Raw genomic sequence first — 16,184 nt, 5'->3', positions numbered from 1 at the left:
CTTTCCGTCGCACAGCTGCGCACGGACCGGTTCCCCTACCTTCGAGAAGGACGCCGACACCGATGTCTTCGCACGTCACCCTCACTCTGAACCCCTCCTTCCGCGTCGCCCCCGTGCGCCGCCGCACCTTCGGCGCGTTCGTCGAGCACCTCGGCCGCTGCGTCTACACGGGCATCCACGAGCCGGGCCATCCGACGGCCGACGAGGACGGCTTCCGCACCGACGTCCTCGAGCTCACCCGCGAGCTCGGCGTGAGCTCCGTGCGCTACCCGGGCGGCAACTTCGTCTCCGGCTACAAGTGGGAGGACGGCGTCGGCCCGGTCGAGGACCGCCCCACCCGCCACGACCTCGCATGGCACTCGAGCGATCCCAACACCGTGGGTCTGGACGAGTTCATGGCCTGGGCGAAGAAGGCCGACGTCGAGCCGATGTACGCCGTGAACCTCGGCACCCGTGGGATGGAGGAGGCGCTGGACGTGCTCCAGTACGCGAACGCCCCGCAGGGCATCGCGCTCTCGGACCAGCGCGCCGCCAACGGGCATCCCGAGCCCTACGGCATCTCGATGTGGTGCCTGGGCAACGAGATGGACGGCCCCTGGCAGGCCGGTCACAAGACGGCCGAGGAGTACGCCCGTCTGGCGACCGAGACCGCCCGCCTCATGCGTCAGGAGGATCCGGACCTCGAGCTCATCGTGTGCGGCTCCTCCAACTCCCAGATGCCCACCTTCGGCGCCTGGGAGAACACGGTCCTCACCGAGGCGTACGACCAGGTAGACATGGTCTCCGCCCACGTCTACTACTCCGAGAAGGACGGAGACCAGGCCTCCTTCCTCGCCTCGGCCGACGACATGGACCACTTCATCGACTCCGTCGTGGCCACCGCCGATCACGTGCGCGCGAAGCTCAAGCGCGACAAGCGCATCATGATCAGCTTCGACGAGTGGAACATCTGGTACCAGCACCGCGCCGAGTCCCGCCCGCCGAGCGGCGATGACTGGCCCGTCGCCCCCGTGCTCCTGGAGGACACCTACAGCGCGATGGACGCGGTCGTGTTCGGCAACCTGCTCATCTCGCTGCTGCGCCACAGCGACCGCGTCGCCTCCGCCTCGCTCGCCCAGCTCGTCAACGTGATCGCCCCGATCATGACCGAGCCCGGCGGGGCCGCCTGGAAGCAGACCACCTTCCATCCCTTCGCACTCACCTCCCGCTATGCGGTGGGTGAGGTGCTCGACGTGCGTCTGGACGCCCCGAGCTTCGAGAACCAGCGCTTCGGCTCCAGCTCCGCGGCCGACGCGGTGGCCACCTGGGACGACGACGCCGGCACGCTCGCAGTGTTCGTCGTGAACCGCGGGGCCGACGCGCCCCTCGCCCTGGACGCGGATCTCGACTCCTTCGGCGATCTCGAGGTCGTCGAGGCCCTCACCCTGCACCACGAGGACCCCTACGCCACGAACACCCAGGCCGCGCCCGAGACCGTGGTCCCGGCGGCCAATGACTCGGTGCGCCTCGAGGGAGGCCGCCTCGTCGGCGACCTGCCCGCGATCTCGTGGACCCTGGTGCGTCTGGCTCGCCCGGCAGCCTGACGCCCACTGCCTGACCCCGGCCGCCTGACCCCGTCGGCCGGTCCCGATCCGTTCCTCCCGCAGGAGCGGATCGGGCCCGTCCGCAGACTGTGCCGCCCCGCCCCGCCCCGCCCTGCCGCCTGCCGTCCTCCGAGGAGACCCTCATGACCGCCCGTGCCCGCACCCTCACCCCCGGACTGGTCTCGGCCCTGAGCCCGAGCGCCACCGGTTCCCCTGCCGCCGGCGCCACCGGATCCACCGGCCCGTCCAGCAGGCCGACGGACGGCCCGGCCCGCGTGGTCGTCGACCTCGACCTGCCCGGTGCCACCATCAGCCGCCACCTCTACGGCCACTTCGCCGAGCACCTCGGTCGCTGCATCTATGAGGGCTTCTACGTGGGCGAGGACTCCGAGATCCCCAACACCCGCGGCATCCGCGACGACGTGGTCGCCGCTCTGCGCGCCCTGCAGATCCCGAACCTGCGCTGGCCCGGCGGCTGCTTCGCGGACGACTACCACTGGAAGGACGGCATCGGCCCGCGCGAGCAGCGGCCCCGCATGGTCAACTCCCACTGGGGCGACATCGTCGAGGACAACTCCTTCGGCACCCACGAGTTCATGGACCTCGTGGAGCTGCTCGGCACCGAGGCGTACGTCAACGGCAACGTCGGCTCGGGCACCGTCGCGGAGATGAGCGAGTGGATCGAGTACCTCACCCGCGCCGATGACTCGCCCATGGCGTCGCTGCGCCGCGAGAACGGGCGGGACGAGCCGTGGAAGGTGCCCTTCTTCGGCATCGGCAACGAGGCCTGGGGCTGCGGCGGCAACATGCGGGCCGACGACTACGCGGCCTTGGCTCGCCAGTACTCCACCTATGTGCGTGACCAGGGCGGTGACCCAGGAAATACAGTCACCCGGATCGCGGCCGGCGCGAGCGATGACGACTTCGCGTGGACCGAGGCGCTCATGCGTGCCGTCACGAACCTGGACGAGCGCGAGGGCAGGGCCGGTCCCTACCAGGCCATCTCGATGCACTACTACACGATGTCCGGCCCCTGGGGCGACAAGGGCAGCGCCACCGAGTTCAGCGAGGAGGAGTGGTACCGCACCCTCTCCCGTGCGGCCCGCGCCGAGGAGCTCGTGGCCCGCCACGCCACCGTCATGGACCACTACGACCCGCACAAGAAGGTGGGCCTGGTGTTCGACGAGTGGGGCACCTGGTGGAACGTGGAGCCCGGCACGAATCCCGGCTTCCTGTACCAGCAGAACACCGTGCGCGATGCGCTCGTGGCCTCGATCCACTTCGACGGCTTCCATCGCCACGCGGACCGCCTGATGATGGCGAATATCGCCCAGACGGTGAACGTGCTGCAGGCGATGATCCTCACCGATCCGGACACCGGCGCCCTCGTGCTCACGCCGACGTACCACGTGTTCGCGATGAACGCCGGGCACCAGGATGCCCGCGCGCTCGCCGCCCACGTGCTGCTGCCGGAGGAGCCTGCCGAGGTCGATGGCCGCGTTCTGCCGATGATCTCCGCCTCCGCGTCCACCACCGGGTCGACGGCGCTGATCTCGCTGTCGAACCTCGATCACGCGCAGGAGCGCACCCTCGTGCTGGACCTGCGCGGACGCACCGTCACCGGGCACACCGCCCGCGTGCTCACCGGCGCGACCTCCGCCGCGCACAACACCCCGGACCAGCCCGACGCCGTCGCCCCAGCCGAGCTCACCGACGTGCGTGAGCACGATCGCGGCCTCGAGATCACGCTGCCCGCGCACTCCTTCGTGACCGTGGAGCTCCAGCTGGGGGCGTGAGCCCGGGCCCTCCGTACGGCTGGTGACGCTCCGGCATGTTCCCGGACAGGGGACATGTCGGAGCGACGTGCGTCGTGGCGTCCTGCCGTCATGCTGTCGTGCCGCCGCCCCGGCGCTGCTTCGCACCAGTTCGTGGCGGTGCGGACCGGGTGCCACCGGTTCTCAACCTGATGGTTGACGACGCCTTGTTCGAGAGGTAGCGTTCCCGTCATCAACCAATCAGTTGAGAAGGGGAGGGATGGACGACGACACCTTGTCCAGGGCGTTCGCAGCCCTCGCTGATCCCACCCGGCGAGACCTCGTCTCCCGACTCACCCTCGGTGATGCCACCGTCGGCGAGCTCGCCGCCCCCTACGCCATGTCCCTGCAGGCCGTGAGCAAGCACATCGCGGTCCTCGAATCGGCGGGCCTCGTGACCCGCCGGCGCGACGCCCAACGGCGCCCCGTCCGCCTCGATGCCGAGGTGCTGGGGGAGCTGACCCGCTGGATCGATCGCCACCGCCTCGCCGCCGAGACGAGACTGTCCCGCCTCGACGCCGTCCTCCGTGACGCGACCCACCATGACCCGGACCTCCATGACCCGAGCAGCACCGACACCCCGGAGCGCACGCCATGAACCCCACCGAGCACCTGCAGCCCACCGAGCACCTGACCACCGCCACCATCGAAGCCGACCCCGAGGTCCCCCTGATCCGCATCACCCGGGATTTCCCTGCCACCGCGGCCCGGCTGATCCATGCCCACACGGACCCCGAGCTGTATTCGCAGTGGGTCGGCCCGGAGAGCCTCTCCACCCGCATCGACCACTGGGATGCGCGCACGGGCGGCTCCTGGGCTTTCACGAACATCCGTGGCGAGGAGCGGTTCTCCTTCCACGGCTGCTTCCATGAGATCACCGAGGAGCGCATCGTCCAGACCTTCACCTTCGACGGCTGGCCGGAAGGGGTCTCCCTGGAGACCATGCGCCTCGAGGATCTCGGTGACGGCTGGACCCGGATGCACAGCACCTCGCTCTTCGACTCCTTCGAGGGGCGCGGGCAGATGCTCGACAGCGGCATGGACGTGGGGGTCCACGAGGGCTACGCCGCGCTCGATGACCTTCTGGCGGCCGACGACACCGCAGGGGGCGCCCGGTGAACGCCGCCAGCACGCCTCTGACCCAGCTGCCTCCTGCGGAGAAGTACCGGGCGATCGCCTCCGGGTTCACGGCGACCGTCGGAGGCGTCACCGACTGGGACGCCCCCACACCCGTCGCGGAGTGGCGCGCCCGGGACGTCGTGGGTCATCTGGTCACGTGGCTGCCGGCGATGATCCACGGCGGGTCGACGTTCCGCTTCGAGGAGGGTCCGTCGGCCGATCAGGATCCCGTCGGGGCGTGGGCCCATCTCGACAACCAGCTCCACGCTCTCTTCGCGGACCCCGCTGCCGACCGGCACCTCCACTCGAACCCGCACACGGGATCGGATCGGCCGCTGCCCGGGGTGATCGACGAGTTCTTCACCGGGGACGTCTTCTTCCACACCTGGGACCTCGCCCGCTCCTCGGGGCAGGATGACCGACTCGACCCCGGCATGGTCCACGACGCCTATACCGGGATGAGCGCGGCGGAGGAATATCTGCGCCCCACCGGCCAGTTCGGGGAGCAGCAGCCGGTCCCGGCCGACGCCACCGAGCAGGAGAAGCTGTTCGCCTTCCTCGGCCGCGACCCGCGGTGGACCCCGCCCGTTCGGTGATTCGCGAGGCTCGGGCCTCAGAAGATCTGCTCGAACACCAGGTATCGCTCGGTGTCGTCATCGAAGCAGAGAAGCAGGTAATCCTGTCCCTGCTCCTCGGAGCTCCTGCACCGGAGGCGGCCCAGCGCGCTCTGTTCCACAGGCGCCTCGGACGCGGCGATGATGGTCTGCGGTGACGGTTCGAGGGAGGAGGTGGCGGACTCGGTGAACTGGGAGAGATCCCAGTATCCGACTCGGTCCGCCGCCTCCATGGAGACCACATAGACGTCGTCTCGGCCGCCCTGGAAATCCGATTCGCTGGTGTAGTAGCTCGCGGTCTCGGCGCTCGCCGGGATGTCGATGCTCCAGTTCTCCGCGAGGAACACGAGGTCCCCGTCCGGTCGCTCGGAGTCGAAGGTGGAGCATGCTCCCAGCGTGCTGGCCACAGCGGTGATGAGCGTTGCGGCGATGATGGCCTTGCGGCGGCCGATCCTGCCTTCGTCGTTCCTCATTGCTCCACCCCTCGAGCCAATCCCCGGCGGCATGACGTGTCTGAAGAGTAGCGGCTCCCGTAGGGACGGCAGAAGGCCCCTGCTGCGATGTACCTGGCAAGGGCCTTCCTCGAGGTGCACGAGGCCCGGCTCGGGAGGAGCGCCCGGGTGGGCGTGGAACCTACGCAGCCTCGACCGGAGCTCGGTGGTCGGCGACCTCCTCAGATGGTTCTGCCAGTCCTGCGGGGCGCCGCGCGATGCACAGCGTGACCACCGCGGCCCCGAGCCCCGCGATCGCACCCAGCAGGAAGCAGAGCTTGAAGGCGGTCACGGTGGGAACGTCCGTGCCGCCGAGCGTGGTCGTGACCGACGTGAGCACGATGGCCATGACGGCGCCGGCGACGGTGGTGCCCATGGAGCGCATGAGCGCGTTCACGCCCACGCCCGCACCGGCCTCGGAGGCGGGGGAGTTCTCCATGATCAGCGTCGGCATGGCGGCGTAGGCGATGCCCACACCGGCCGAGGAGACGCAGGCGGCGAGCATGAGCTGCCACGGGGCGTCGGTGAGGAAGAAGGCGACCGCGTAGCCGGCGGCCATCACGACCATGCCGGTGGCCAGCGTGATGCGTCCGCCGAGGGCGGTCAGCATCCTGCTGGAGACCGGGGTGAAGATCATCATCATCAGCCCGGCCGGCGCCATCCACAGGCCCGCCTGCAGCATCGTCTGGCCCAGGCCGTAGCCGGTGGCCTCGGGGCCCTGCAGCAGCTGCGGGACGACGATGGACTGGGCCATCATGCCGAAGCCCGCCATCAGGGCGGCGATGTTGGTCAGCAGGATCGGCCGTCGCGCGGTGGTGCGCAGGTCGACCAGGGGGTTCTTCTGCCTCACCTCGAAGCGGCCCCACAGCAGCAGGACCACGATCCCGCCGATGATCGCAGCGAGGGTGGTGGGGCTGGCCCAGCCCCAGTCGTTGCCCTTGGAGACACCGACCAGCAGGGCGACCACGCCCACGGCCATGCCGAGGGCGCCGATCACGTCGAGCTTCCCCGTCTGCGCCGCGGGGCGGTGCGGCATCACCGCAGCGGTCGCGACGACCATGACGACGGCCAGGGCGCTGGCCAGCCAGAACAGGGCGTGCCAGTCGTAGGACTGGGCGATCCAGGCGGCGAGCGGCAGGCCGAGGGCGCCGCCGACCCCCATTGTGGCGCTGATGCCGGCGACGGCGGTGTTGCGCAGGTGCGCGGGCATCAGCTCGCGTACGAAGCTGATGGCGACCGGGATGTAGCCCATCGCCAGGCCCTGCAGCACGCGGCCCACGAGCACCGGGGCCAGGGAGTCGCCGAGCGCGCAGATCAGCGAGCCGATCAGCAGGATGATCGCGGAGACCACGAGGACGGGCTTGCGTCCCTTGAGGTCGGCGAGCTTGCCGGAGACCGGCATGGCGACGCCGCCCGCGAGCAGGGTCGCGGTGACCACCCACGCGGAGTTGGACGCCGATGTGCCGAGCATGGCGGGGAGCTCTGGCTGGATCGGGATCACGAGCGACTGCATGAGGGCTGCGCAGAGGCTCGAGAAGCCGGCCACGAGAAGGATTGCGATCGGGTGGCGGGCGTTCCGGGGCGCTGTGGTCTCGGACTGAGGCGGATGTGTCATCGGCACCTTTGGAGGAGTGGATGGAGGGCGTGATGTGTAAAGTACATAAGACCTTTCTATGTAGACTACACATTCAGGCTCGAGGCACCACCCCGGCGTGATGAGAGGAACGAGATGGCGAGCAGGGAAAAGGGCCGGACGGCGCCCGACGTCCGACGCGGCAGGCGGCTCGCGAGCGTGATCGAACGGCTCGACCGCCTGCGTCGCACCCACCTGCAGGCCATGACGCTCGGTACCGCCGACCTGCGGATGCTCTGGCTGTTCACCGACCGGGAGCCTCGCACCCTCAAGCAGATCGCCCAGGAGCTCAACCTCGAGCAGTCCACGGTCAACCGCCAGGTGAACGCCGCTGTCGCACAGGGCCTGCTGGAGAAGTCGCGGCCACCGGGCGGCTCCGCCTACGAGGTCGTGAGCACCGATGCTGGGCACCAGGCGTTCGAGCAGGACGTCCAGATCTCGCTGGGCGGCTACGAGTCCGCACTGATGTCCCTCGGAGAGGCCGACGCGGCGGTCCTGCTGGATCTCTTCGACCGCTTCCTGCATGCCTACGAGGAGCTCGCGCCGGCCCAGATGTCGACGGCCGAACCGCGCCACTGACCCGTCGTCCCACCTGGCGGACGGTGTGCCCCGGATCACCACGTGGGAAGAAAACACGCATAGTCTTTCCGGATGTTCTCGAACCTCTCGGCCGGCGCACTCGGCCTTCCCCTGGACCACACCACCTCGATCGACCTCGCCGCGAAGCACGGCTTCGGAGGAGTCGACCCCGATCTCGGCTACTTCCGCACCCTGGGCGGCACGTCCGCCGTCGCCGAGCACGCCGCCGCCTTGCAGGAGAAGGGCCTCGAATGGGGGATGGCAGGTCTCCCTGTCCCGCTGGACGCCCCCGCCGCGGAGTTCCGCGAGGCTCTCGTCGACCTCCCCGAGTCCCTCGAGCTGCTCCGGGCGGCGGGCGTGACCCGCGTGGGCACCTGGATGCGGCCGATGCACGACGACCTCGACTACCTGCGCAACTGGCGCCTGCACGTGGGTCGCCTGGCCCTGGTCGCCGAGCTGCTGGCCGACGCCGGTCTGCGCATCGGCCTGGAGTACATCGGCCCGAAGACCTTCTGGTCCACCGAGCGCTACCCGTTCATCCACTCCCTGCGTGAGGCCCGCGAGCTGATCGCCGACTCCGGCGCCACGAACGTCGGGATCATCCTGGACAGCTACCACTGGCACACCGCCGGGGAGAGCGCCGAGGACCTCGCCGGGCTGACCGACGCCGACATCGTCTCGGTGGACATCAACGACGCCCGCACCGATCGCGAGCGCGACGAGCAGCAGGACCTCGACCGCCGCCTGCCCTACGACACCGGGGTCATCGACCTGGCCGGCTTCATGGGCGCGGTCCACGCCGCCGGCTACACGGGCCCTGTCAAGGTGGAACCCTTCATGAAGTCCCTCGCCGAGCAGCCCGTCGACGACGTGCTCGCCGACATCTCCGGCCGGCTGGATCGCGCCGTCACGGGGGAGTGACCTGCTTGCTGCGAGGAGCTGACGGGCGGCTGTCCGTGGGCTGTTGACCGCATTCCGATGACGAGGAGAACGCATGGTCGCCCGATCCACGAGCTCTGACCTGCTCCGCGAGCGGCTGCGCACGCTGCTCGGTCTCGGTCCCGGCCCCGAGTCCGGTGACGCGAGCCTCGTCGGTCCGACGAGCGCCTCCTCGAGCACAGGGGCGGCGTCGGCGCCCGAACCAGCCCTCGTGCAGGTCCGGACCGCCGACGGCGACGAGATCCCTGCCTTCCTGCTGCGCCCGGCCCCGGAGACCGCCACCGGTGCCGGCGTCGTGCTGGTGGCCGGGCACGGCCGGGGCATCGACGATCTGGTGGCCCAGGATCCGGTCGACGACTTTCACGACGGCCTCGCTCACAAGCTGGTCCGAGCCGGGTTCACGGTGCTGTGCCCGGAGATGGTCAGCTTCGGCAGGCGACGCTTCCCGCAGCCCGAGGGGCAGGCAGGGTACACGGTGCCCTACGAGCCCACCGAGAACACCTGCGGCATCGACGCGGCCCGGCATCTCCTGCACGGGCGGCCCGTCATGGGGCACCGTGTGGCCGACGCCCGCGCCGCAGCCCAGGCACTGCGCCGGCTCCCCGGGGTGGACCCCGACCGGGTCGGCGTGGCCGGCGGCTCCGGCGGCGGAGCGGTCGCGCTGCTGCTCGCCGCGGTGGATCCGTCGATCGCGGCGGCCCTGGTCGCGACCTACTTCTGCACCTTCGAGGCGAGCCTGTGCTCGATCCGGCACTGTCCCTGCAACATCATCCCGGGCCTGCTGCCCGAGCTGGAGATGGCGGACATCGCCGCCCTGATCGCCCCGCGCCCGCTGATCCTCGAGGCGGGGGAGCTGGACCACATCTTCCCGATCGCGGCGACCCGGGCCTCCTTCGCGCGGCTCGCGGGCGTGTGGGAGGAGCACGGGGCGGTGCCGCCGGAGCTCGTGGTCACCGACGGTGGGCACGCGTTCCGCGCGGACCGTTCGCTCGACGCGTTGGTCGAGCGGATCGCCTGAGGCGGGGATCGCCTGAGGTGCGGATCGTCTGAGGTGCGGAACGATAGAGCGACGGCGTGCCTGGTTCGTCTCAGTGCAGGCCGTCGGCCCCACCCGCCCCGTCGGCCGCAGGAGGATGGTGACCATGACTGGTGATCTCCGTGCTCCCGGCGGCTTCCGGGACGACCTGCTGTTCCGCGACGACCTGCTGTTCCGGGGGCTCGCGCTGCTCTGGGTGATCACCGGCGGCCTGGTCGCCGCGGTGACCGGTCCGCTGGGTCTGGAGCACGGTTCCTGGTCCGCGGCCTTCCAGGTGCTCGTGGGCGGGGTGCTCCAGGCGGGACTCGGGATCGCCCAGCACGCGCTGTCGCCGCGAGGCCCGTCGGCCCGGACCCTCGTGGCCGAGGTGCTCACCTGGAACCTGGGCTGCCTCGCCGTGATCGCGGGAACCCTGCTCACAGCGCCCCTGATCGTCGACGGCGGCGGTCTGCTGCTCGTGGCCGCGCTCGCCCTCATGATCCGCACCGTGGGGCGTGGCGGGAACGGGCCGGTCTGGGCGCTGTGGACCTACCGGGCCGTGCTGGTCGTGACGCTGGTCAGCATTCCCATCGGACTGCTCCTGGCGCACCTGCGCGCCACCTGAACTTCGTGTCCGACCGTGGTGCGACAGCCGATCCGGAGCTGTGCGCTGGGGCGCCGGCTGCCCAGAAACCGACAGGGCGCGGCCATGGCGATTGTCTCCCCTTGCGGGATGTCGTCGGCCAGATGGCCCTCACTGCCGTACGGTAAATGCTGTGAACGCTGCTGCGAGCTCTGCGACGCGCGCGACACCCGACTCTTGAGACCCTGACCCTTCAACGAATCGAGATGCTTCTATGCCCTCCTCTGCAGCCCCTTCCGTAGCGTCTGCCCACCGCAAGCTCACCGCGCCCCCGCGCCTGCCCAAGAACGGCCTGCGCATCACGCCGCTGGGCGGTCTCGGCGAGGTCGGACGCAACATGACCGTGTTCGAGTTCGGCGGCAAGCTGATCATCGTCGACTGCGGCGTGCTCTTCCCCGAGGAGCACCAGCCGGGCATCGACGTGATCCTGCCGGACTTCACGTCCATCCGTGACCGCCTCGACGACATCGAGGCCATCGTGCTCACCCACGGGCACGAGGACCACATCGGCGGCGTGCCGTACCTGCTCAAGGAGCGGGCCGACATCCCCCTGATCGGTTCCGAGCTGACCCTGGCCTTCATCACGGCCAAGCTCAAGGAGCACCGCATCACCCCCAAGACCATCCAGGTCGAGGCGGGGGAGCACCGCAAGATGGGCGCGTTCGATCTCGAGTTCGTCGCGGTCAACCACTCGATCCCCGATGCCCTCGCGGTCGCGATCCGCACCAAGGCGGGCATGGTGCTGCACACCGGCGACTTCAAGATGGACCAGTTCCCGCTGGACGACCGGATCACCGACCTCCGTGCCTTCGCACGCCTCGGCGAGGAGGGTGTGGACCTCTTCCTCACCGACTCCACGAACGCCGAGGTCCCCGGCTTCACGATGTCCGAGCGCGACCTGAACCCCGCGATCGACCAGGTGTTCACCACCTCGCCGCGTCGGATCATCGTCTCGAGCTTCGCCAGCCACGTGCACCGCATCCAGCAGGTGCTCAACGCCGCGCACGCCAACGGCCGCAAGGTCGCCTTCGTGGGCCGCTCCATGGTGCGCAACATGGGCATCGCCCGCGACCTCGGCTACCTGACGATCCCCAAGGGTCTCGTGGTCGACTTCCGCAAGATCCAGTCGATGCCGGACCACAAGATCACGCTGATCTGCACCGGCTCGCAGGGCGAGCCGATGGCCGCGCTCGCGCGCATGGCCAACGGCGACCACCAGATCCGCGTCGGCGAGGGTGACACCGTGCTGATGGCCAGCTCGCTGATCCCCGGCAACGAGAACGCGATCTACGGGATCATCAACAAGCTCACCGACCTCGGCGCGAACATCGTCCACAAGGGCAACGCCAAGGTCCACGTCTCCGGCCACGCCAGCGCCGGCGAGCTCGTGTACTGCTACAACATCGTGCGCCCCAGCAACGTGATGCCGGTGCACGGCGAGTCCAAGCACCTGCACGCCAACGCCGAGCTCGCACGCCGCACCGGCGTCCCCGAGGATCGCATCATCGTGGGCCAGGACGGCGTCACCGTCGACCTGGTGGACGGCCGCGCGAAGATCTCCGGCAAGGTCGAGGCCGGGCTGGTCTACGTCGACGGTCAGACCATCGGCACCGCCACCGAGGACACCCTCGCCGAGCGCCGTCTGCTCAGCGGCGGCGGCGTCGTCACCGTCGTGGCGCTGATCGACCCCAAGACCAACCAGCCGACCGAGCCGCTCGAGTTCATCACCAAGGGCTTCGTGCACGACGACAAGACCTTCGAGGGTGCATCGACCCAGGTCGACAAGGCGCTCAAGCGCGCCAAGGACGACAAGATCGACGACATCGGTCAGCTCGAGGAGATCATCGTCGAGGCGGTCAGCGGCTACCTGCGCCGCACCTACCGCCGCGAGCCCGCCGTCATGGCGGTCGTGGTCGACGCCTGATCAGCGTCCCGTAGGACTTAGCAAGCCCCAGCCAGACCCAGCAGGACCCTCGACGGCCCCTCCAGCCCGCCCCGCGGCGGCGCCGGAGGGGCCTTCGGCGTCGGGGGCCGTCGTCGTCAGGGGCCGTCGTCGTCAGGGGTCGTCCCGCGTGCGCTCAGCGGTGCCGCGCGCGATGGGCCGACGGGCTCGCACCGTGCAGAGCCCGGAAGCGGCGCGAGAAGTAGAGAGCATCGCGGAACCCCACGCGCCGCGCGACCTCGGAGACGGGCTCTCCCGTCATCTCCAGCAGTCGGGCCGCGAGCTCCATCCGCTGCGCCTCGATGTACCGCGAGATCGGCGTGCCCACCTGCGCGGTGAACAGGTGCGAGAGGCGGGACGGGGAGAGGTGGGCGACGTCCGCGAGGCGCGCGACATCGACATCCTCGGTGAGGTGCGCATCCAGGTGCTCGAGCACCCTCAGCACACGTTCGTCGAGCTGGCGCTGCCGCGGGTTCTGGGTGTCGTACCAGAGCAGGGCCGCCTCGATCGCGTTGAGGGCGAACAGCTCCGGGCGGCCGACGGCGAGGCGCGTGGCACGGGCGGCCCCGCGCAGCTGCTGCTGCACGCGCGCGGCCACCTCCGCGCCGAGACGGATGCGGCCGATACCGGATGCGGACCCACCGGATGCCGCCTCGGGCCAGTCCAGCAGCGCGAGCCAGGTCGCGGGCGGGTGGACATGGCAGTACAGCAGGTGCCAGTGCCCGGCGGCAGGATCGGTGCCGTAGTCGTGCAGCGTGCCGGGGCGCAGCAGCAGGGCCTCGCCGGGCTCCGTGGCCAGAACGTGGGTCTCGGAGGTGCGCACGAGTCCACCGCCGCTGACGGTGTGCAGCAGGAGCCAGTCCGCGGTGCCCCGGGTGCGGCGCACGTGATACCCGGCGTCCTGATCGAATTCGCCGGCCAGCACTCGACCGGTCTCCGGAGGCGGCACCTCGACCGGTGCGACCTGACGTCGCCCAGCAGGATCGTCCATGTCCGTGACCTCCGATCACCTGGTCCGTCATGGTCCAGAGAACCACACTGACATCATGACCACTACTCAGGGAACCACTGCGCAGGGACTCACCCCGACCGCGGACACCAGAACAGCCGATGCGTCGGACCTCGTGATCCTCGACGCCGCCGGTGCGACTCCGGACCAGCTGGCGGCGGCGTACGAGGCCGGGGGTGCGGTGCACCTGCGCGGGGTGCTCACCGCGGACGAGATCGCCGAGCTCCGCGACACGTTCACCACCCACATCGAGACCGACGGGGAGGGCGGGGCCTTCGACGAGACGGAGGCCGGCGATCCTCTGCACGCCTACCCCCGCATGATCCAGCCGCACCGCGGTGAGCACGCGCCGGGTGTGCTCGCGAGGCGCTGGATGCTCGAGCAGCGGGTGATGGGCAGGGTCGTCGAGACGGTGGGGCCGGTGTGGGCGGCGCAGTCGATGTTCTACTTCAAGCCCGCCGGGGCTCGTGGCCAGGCCATGCACCAGGACAACCTCTTCCTGCAGTCCAATCCTGAGACCTGCATCGCGGCCTGGATCGCGGTGGACGACTGCGACGCGGAGAACGGCGCGCTGGGCGTCGTCCCCGGCACGCACCGCTACGAGATCGTCTGCCCGGAGGAGGCCGATGCGACCGAGTCGTTCACCTCGATCACCGTGAGCATTCCCGACCACCTCCACGTGGTGCAGACGGACATGAAGGCCGGCGACATGCTCATCTTCCACGGCAGTCTTGTGCACGGCTCCAAGCCCAACTCCAGCGCCGACCGCTTCCGGCGCTCGTTGATCTTCCACTACATCCCCGAGAACAGCCGGGAGGTGGCGTCCATGTACCAGCCGCTCCTCGACGTGGAGGGCGATGAGGTGAGGATCGATACCGCAGAGAACGGCGGCCAGTGCGGCGACGGCTGGGTAGCTCGGAACCACTGAGGGTGAGGAGGCTCCGCGACGCCTGGGCAAGCGGGACCTGCGCCGACCCTCAGAACGGAGGGTCGGGGTACGTGGCCGGATCCGTGTACGGGACCCTGACCGGCACGACATCGGCCAACGGGATCGACGACGGGTCCGGGACCGGGACCGGGACCGGAACTGGTGCTGGGGCCGGGGCTGGTGACTCGGCGTCCTGGAGGAGTCCCCGCCAGCGGGCGTCATCCCATGCGAGCATCTCCTCGTAGACATCCCAGGAATGCTGGAGGTCGGCGGCGATCTCCGGAGTGAGCAGGTCGCAGTTCTGCCGGGTGCTCAGGCGTTCGATCTCTCCGATATTCCATGTCGTGCTGCCATCGGGACCGCGAACCGGATCGAGAAGCCCTCGCGTCTTCATCGTGTGGTGTTTCCAGCACAATCGATGGAGATTCTCGATCGAGGTCTGACCGCCCTTCTCGGGATTGTCGTGATCATATTCTTCGATGTGATCGGATTCCCCGACGGTGCAGACATTTCTGGTGCAGCCGGGAACGGCGCAGACGGGATCGAGGAGGCGGAGGTGCTCCTGCATCGTGGGGGTGGGGGAGTACCTCGAGGGCGGGAGCGGGAGGTAGGCCCCGGTGGCCGGATCGGTGAGGATCCGGTACCAGGTGGGCTCGCCAGCCGCGAGATGGCGGGCCATCGGTGCGGGCAGCGGGATCGTGCCGTCGATCGTGCCGGGTGCCTCGGTCTCGCCGAGCAGTGTCATGGCGGGGACGACGACCTGGAGCCGGAACCTGCTCCCGGGCACCTCGATGCCCGCGGTGTCGAGCATGGTGCGGGTGAGGATCGCGTACCGCAGGGCCGCGAGGGTCATGTGGTGGCCGTCGCGGGAGACGTCGCCGTCGATGTCGAACGGTGCGGGGCGGCCTTCGTCGACCGCATGACGCTGGTCGTTCTGGACGGCGCGCGCGGCGGCATCGAGACGGTGCGAGAGGCCGACGATCTCGTGGACCGGTCCAGTGATGGCGAGGCGGGCGGTCCCGTCGTGATCGGGGTTGACCTCAAGCCCGACATTGCGCTGCTGGGCAGGGGTTTCACGCACCGCAGCTGCGCCGAACCAGGCGATCAGCTTCCCCAGCTCGCGGGTGAACCGGTCGGAGGGGATGTTGGCGAGGTCCCAGGCGGAGACGCGGTCATCGACCTGTCGCCACTGGTCCGGCGTGAGGCGGCGCACGCGTCGGAGCAGCTGCTCGAACCAGTGGGCCGGGAGGTCGCCGGCCTCGAGCCGGGCAAGGGTGTGCGGGAAGCCCGTGACGGCGGTGTAGGCGGCGTGCAGCTGCGTGCTCGCCTGATGCACGGTGATCCGCCGAGCATCGGCGACGAGGATCGCGTACAGATCGCCGTCGTCGCCGGATTCATCCCAGAACATCGCCATCTTCCGGAGGTGCTCTGCATAGGAGCGGGCTTCGGCCTGCTGGGCGGCGAACAGCTCGAGGGCCAGGTGCGCCTCGAGGCACCCCGGCTCCATGAGGGAACGGGCGGCGAAGTCGTCAGGATCCAGGGGCTTGCGGGCGCGGACCGTGGGGTCAGGCGGCTCCGTGTCGGCGGGCGGCTGCGACATGATCGTCATCGCGACGAGGCCCCCTCTCCCTGGTGGTTCCGAATGCGGCAGTGCCCGGGCGACAATGCCCGTTCGCCATTCGCTCGATGACTCCTCTTATTCTAAAAGATGTGGACGAATATATCCACTGTTCTCTCGAACGTGGATGAATTTGTGGATAACCACCCTGTGTGGAGGAAAGGTGATTGCCGGGAGCATGGAGGGAGATTCTGCGGCGAGGGCTACCGCGGGTCCCAGCTCAGCACAGCATCGACGAGCTGTTCGGTGGGACGGGG

Annotated in this window: 15 protein-coding genes; 11 read left to right on the top strand and 4 right to left on the bottom strand. The window is 69.5% G+C overall.

Annotated features, from left to right (window positions below):
- The first annotated feature begins 62 nt into the window (after nucleotides 1-62).
- From arfA to ACT3T5_RS17195, 5 genes are all read left to right on the top strand, one after another.
- A complete protein-coding gene (gene arfA, locus ACT3T5_RS17215; RefSeq protein ID WP_444595029.1) occupies nucleotides 63-1,583 on the top strand; it encodes an arabinosylfuranosidase ArfA in 1,521 nt (506 codons plus the stop codon).
- Nucleotides 1,584-1,726: 143 nt separating this feature from the next.
- Nucleotides 1,727-3,379: an alpha-N-arabinofuranosidase gene (locus tag ACT3T5_RS17210; RefSeq protein WP_444595028.1), complete on the top strand. Its 1,653-nt coding sequence runs from the start codon at nucleotides 1,727-1,729 to the stop codon at nucleotides 3,377-3,379.
- Between the two features lie 238 nt (nucleotides 3,380-3,617).
- Entirely contained in the window at nucleotides 3,618-3,995 is a 378-nt protein-coding gene (locus ACT3T5_RS17205) for an ArsR/SmtB family transcription factor (protein ID WP_444595027.1), read from the top strand.
- Nucleotides 3,992-4,516, top strand: coding sequence for an SRPBCC domain-containing protein (locus ACT3T5_RS17200; protein WP_444595026.1), 525 nt, complete (start codon nucleotides 3,992-3,994; stop codon nucleotides 4,514-4,516). The genes ACT3T5_RS17205 and ACT3T5_RS17200 overlap by 4 nt, the downstream gene beginning before the upstream one ends.
- A complete protein-coding gene (locus ACT3T5_RS17195; RefSeq protein ID WP_443335669.1) occupies nucleotides 4,513-5,112 on the top strand; it encodes a TIGR03086 family metal-binding protein in 600 nt (199 codons plus the stop codon). Before ACT3T5_RS17200 ends, ACT3T5_RS17195 begins: the two co-directional genes overlap by 4 nt.
- A 17-nt stretch (nucleotides 5,113-5,129) precedes the next feature.
- On the opposite strand, the gene ACT3T5_RS17190 is transcribed toward ACT3T5_RS17195, so the two are convergent.
- Together ACT3T5_RS17190 and ACT3T5_RS17185 are read right to left on the bottom strand one after the other, a co-directional pair.
- A complete protein-coding gene (locus tag ACT3T5_RS17190) occupies nucleotides 5,130-5,603 on the bottom strand; it encodes a hypothetical protein (protein ID WP_443335668.1) in 474 nt (157 codons plus the stop codon).
- A 160-nt stretch (nucleotides 5,604-5,763) separates the two neighbouring features.
- A complete protein-coding gene (locus ACT3T5_RS17185) occupies nucleotides 5,764-7,236 on the bottom strand; it encodes an MFS transporter (protein ID WP_443335667.1) in 1,473 nt (490 codons plus the stop codon).
- Between the two features lie 114 nt (nucleotides 7,237-7,350).
- Between ACT3T5_RS17185 and ACT3T5_RS17180 the strand changes: the two genes are divergently transcribed.
- From ACT3T5_RS17180 to ACT3T5_RS17160, 5 genes are all read left to right on the top strand, one after another.
- Nucleotides 7,351-7,833, top strand: a complete 483-nt coding sequence (locus ACT3T5_RS17180) for a MarR family winged helix-turn-helix transcriptional regulator (RefSeq protein ID WP_444595025.1) — start codon at nucleotides 7,351-7,353, stop codon at nucleotides 7,831-7,833.
- Nucleotides 7,834-7,905: 72 nt separating this feature from the next.
- Nucleotides 7,906-8,754, top strand: coding sequence for a sugar phosphate isomerase/epimerase family protein (locus ACT3T5_RS17175; RefSeq protein WP_443335665.1), 849 nt, complete (start codon nucleotides 7,906-7,908; stop codon nucleotides 8,752-8,754).
- Nucleotides 8,755-8,827: 73 nt separating this feature from the next.
- Nucleotides 8,828-9,790 carry a dienelactone hydrolase family protein gene (locus tag ACT3T5_RS17170; protein WP_444595024.1) on the top strand — a complete coding sequence of 321 codons (963 nt, stop codon included), beginning with the start codon at nucleotides 8,828-8,830 and terminating at the stop codon, nucleotides 9,788-9,790.
- A 124-nt stretch (nucleotides 9,791-9,914) separates the two neighbouring features.
- Nucleotides 9,915-10,412, top strand: a complete 498-nt coding sequence (locus tag ACT3T5_RS17165) for a hypothetical protein (RefSeq protein WP_444595023.1) — start codon at nucleotides 9,915-9,917, stop codon at nucleotides 10,410-10,412.
- Nucleotides 10,413-10,644: 232 nt separating this feature from the next.
- Entirely contained in the window at nucleotides 10,645-12,354 is a 1,710-nt protein-coding gene (locus tag ACT3T5_RS17160; protein ID WP_444595022.1) for a ribonuclease J, read from the top strand.
- A gap of 154 nt (nucleotides 12,355-12,508) precedes the next feature.
- Here the strand turns inward: ACT3T5_RS17160 and ACT3T5_RS17155 are convergent, their stop codons facing one another.
- Nucleotides 12,509-13,363, bottom strand: a complete 855-nt coding sequence (locus ACT3T5_RS17155) for a helix-turn-helix domain-containing protein (RefSeq protein WP_443335661.1) — start codon at nucleotides 13,361-13,363, stop codon at nucleotides 12,509-12,511.
- Nucleotides 13,364-13,418: 55 nt separating this feature from the next.
- On the opposite strand from ACT3T5_RS17155, the gene ACT3T5_RS17150 reads away from it, so the two are divergent.
- On the top strand, nucleotides 13,419-14,309 hold the full coding sequence (locus tag ACT3T5_RS17150; protein WP_444595021.1) for a phytanoyl-CoA dioxygenase family protein: 891 nt from the start codon (nucleotides 13,419-13,421) through the stop codon (nucleotides 14,307-14,309).
- Nucleotides 14,310-14,358: 49 nt separating this feature from the next.
- Here the strand turns inward: ACT3T5_RS17150 and ACT3T5_RS17145 are convergent, their stop codons facing one another.
- Nucleotides 14,359-15,909 carry a DUF222 domain-containing protein gene (locus ACT3T5_RS17145; protein ID WP_444595020.1) on the bottom strand — a complete coding sequence of 517 codons (1,551 nt, stop codon included), beginning with the start codon at nucleotides 15,907-15,909 and terminating at the stop codon, nucleotides 14,359-14,361.
- Nucleotides 15,910-16,184 lie beyond the last annotated feature (275 nt).

Origin of the sequence: Brachybacterium sp. AOP3-A1-3 (genome assembly GCF_052378285.1) — a bacterium.
In the GTDB taxonomy this organism is placed as follows: domain Bacteria; phylum Actinomycetota; class Actinomycetes; order Actinomycetales; family Dermabacteraceae; genus Brachybacterium.
This window is presented reverse-complemented; position numbering and strand designations above follow the sequence as displayed.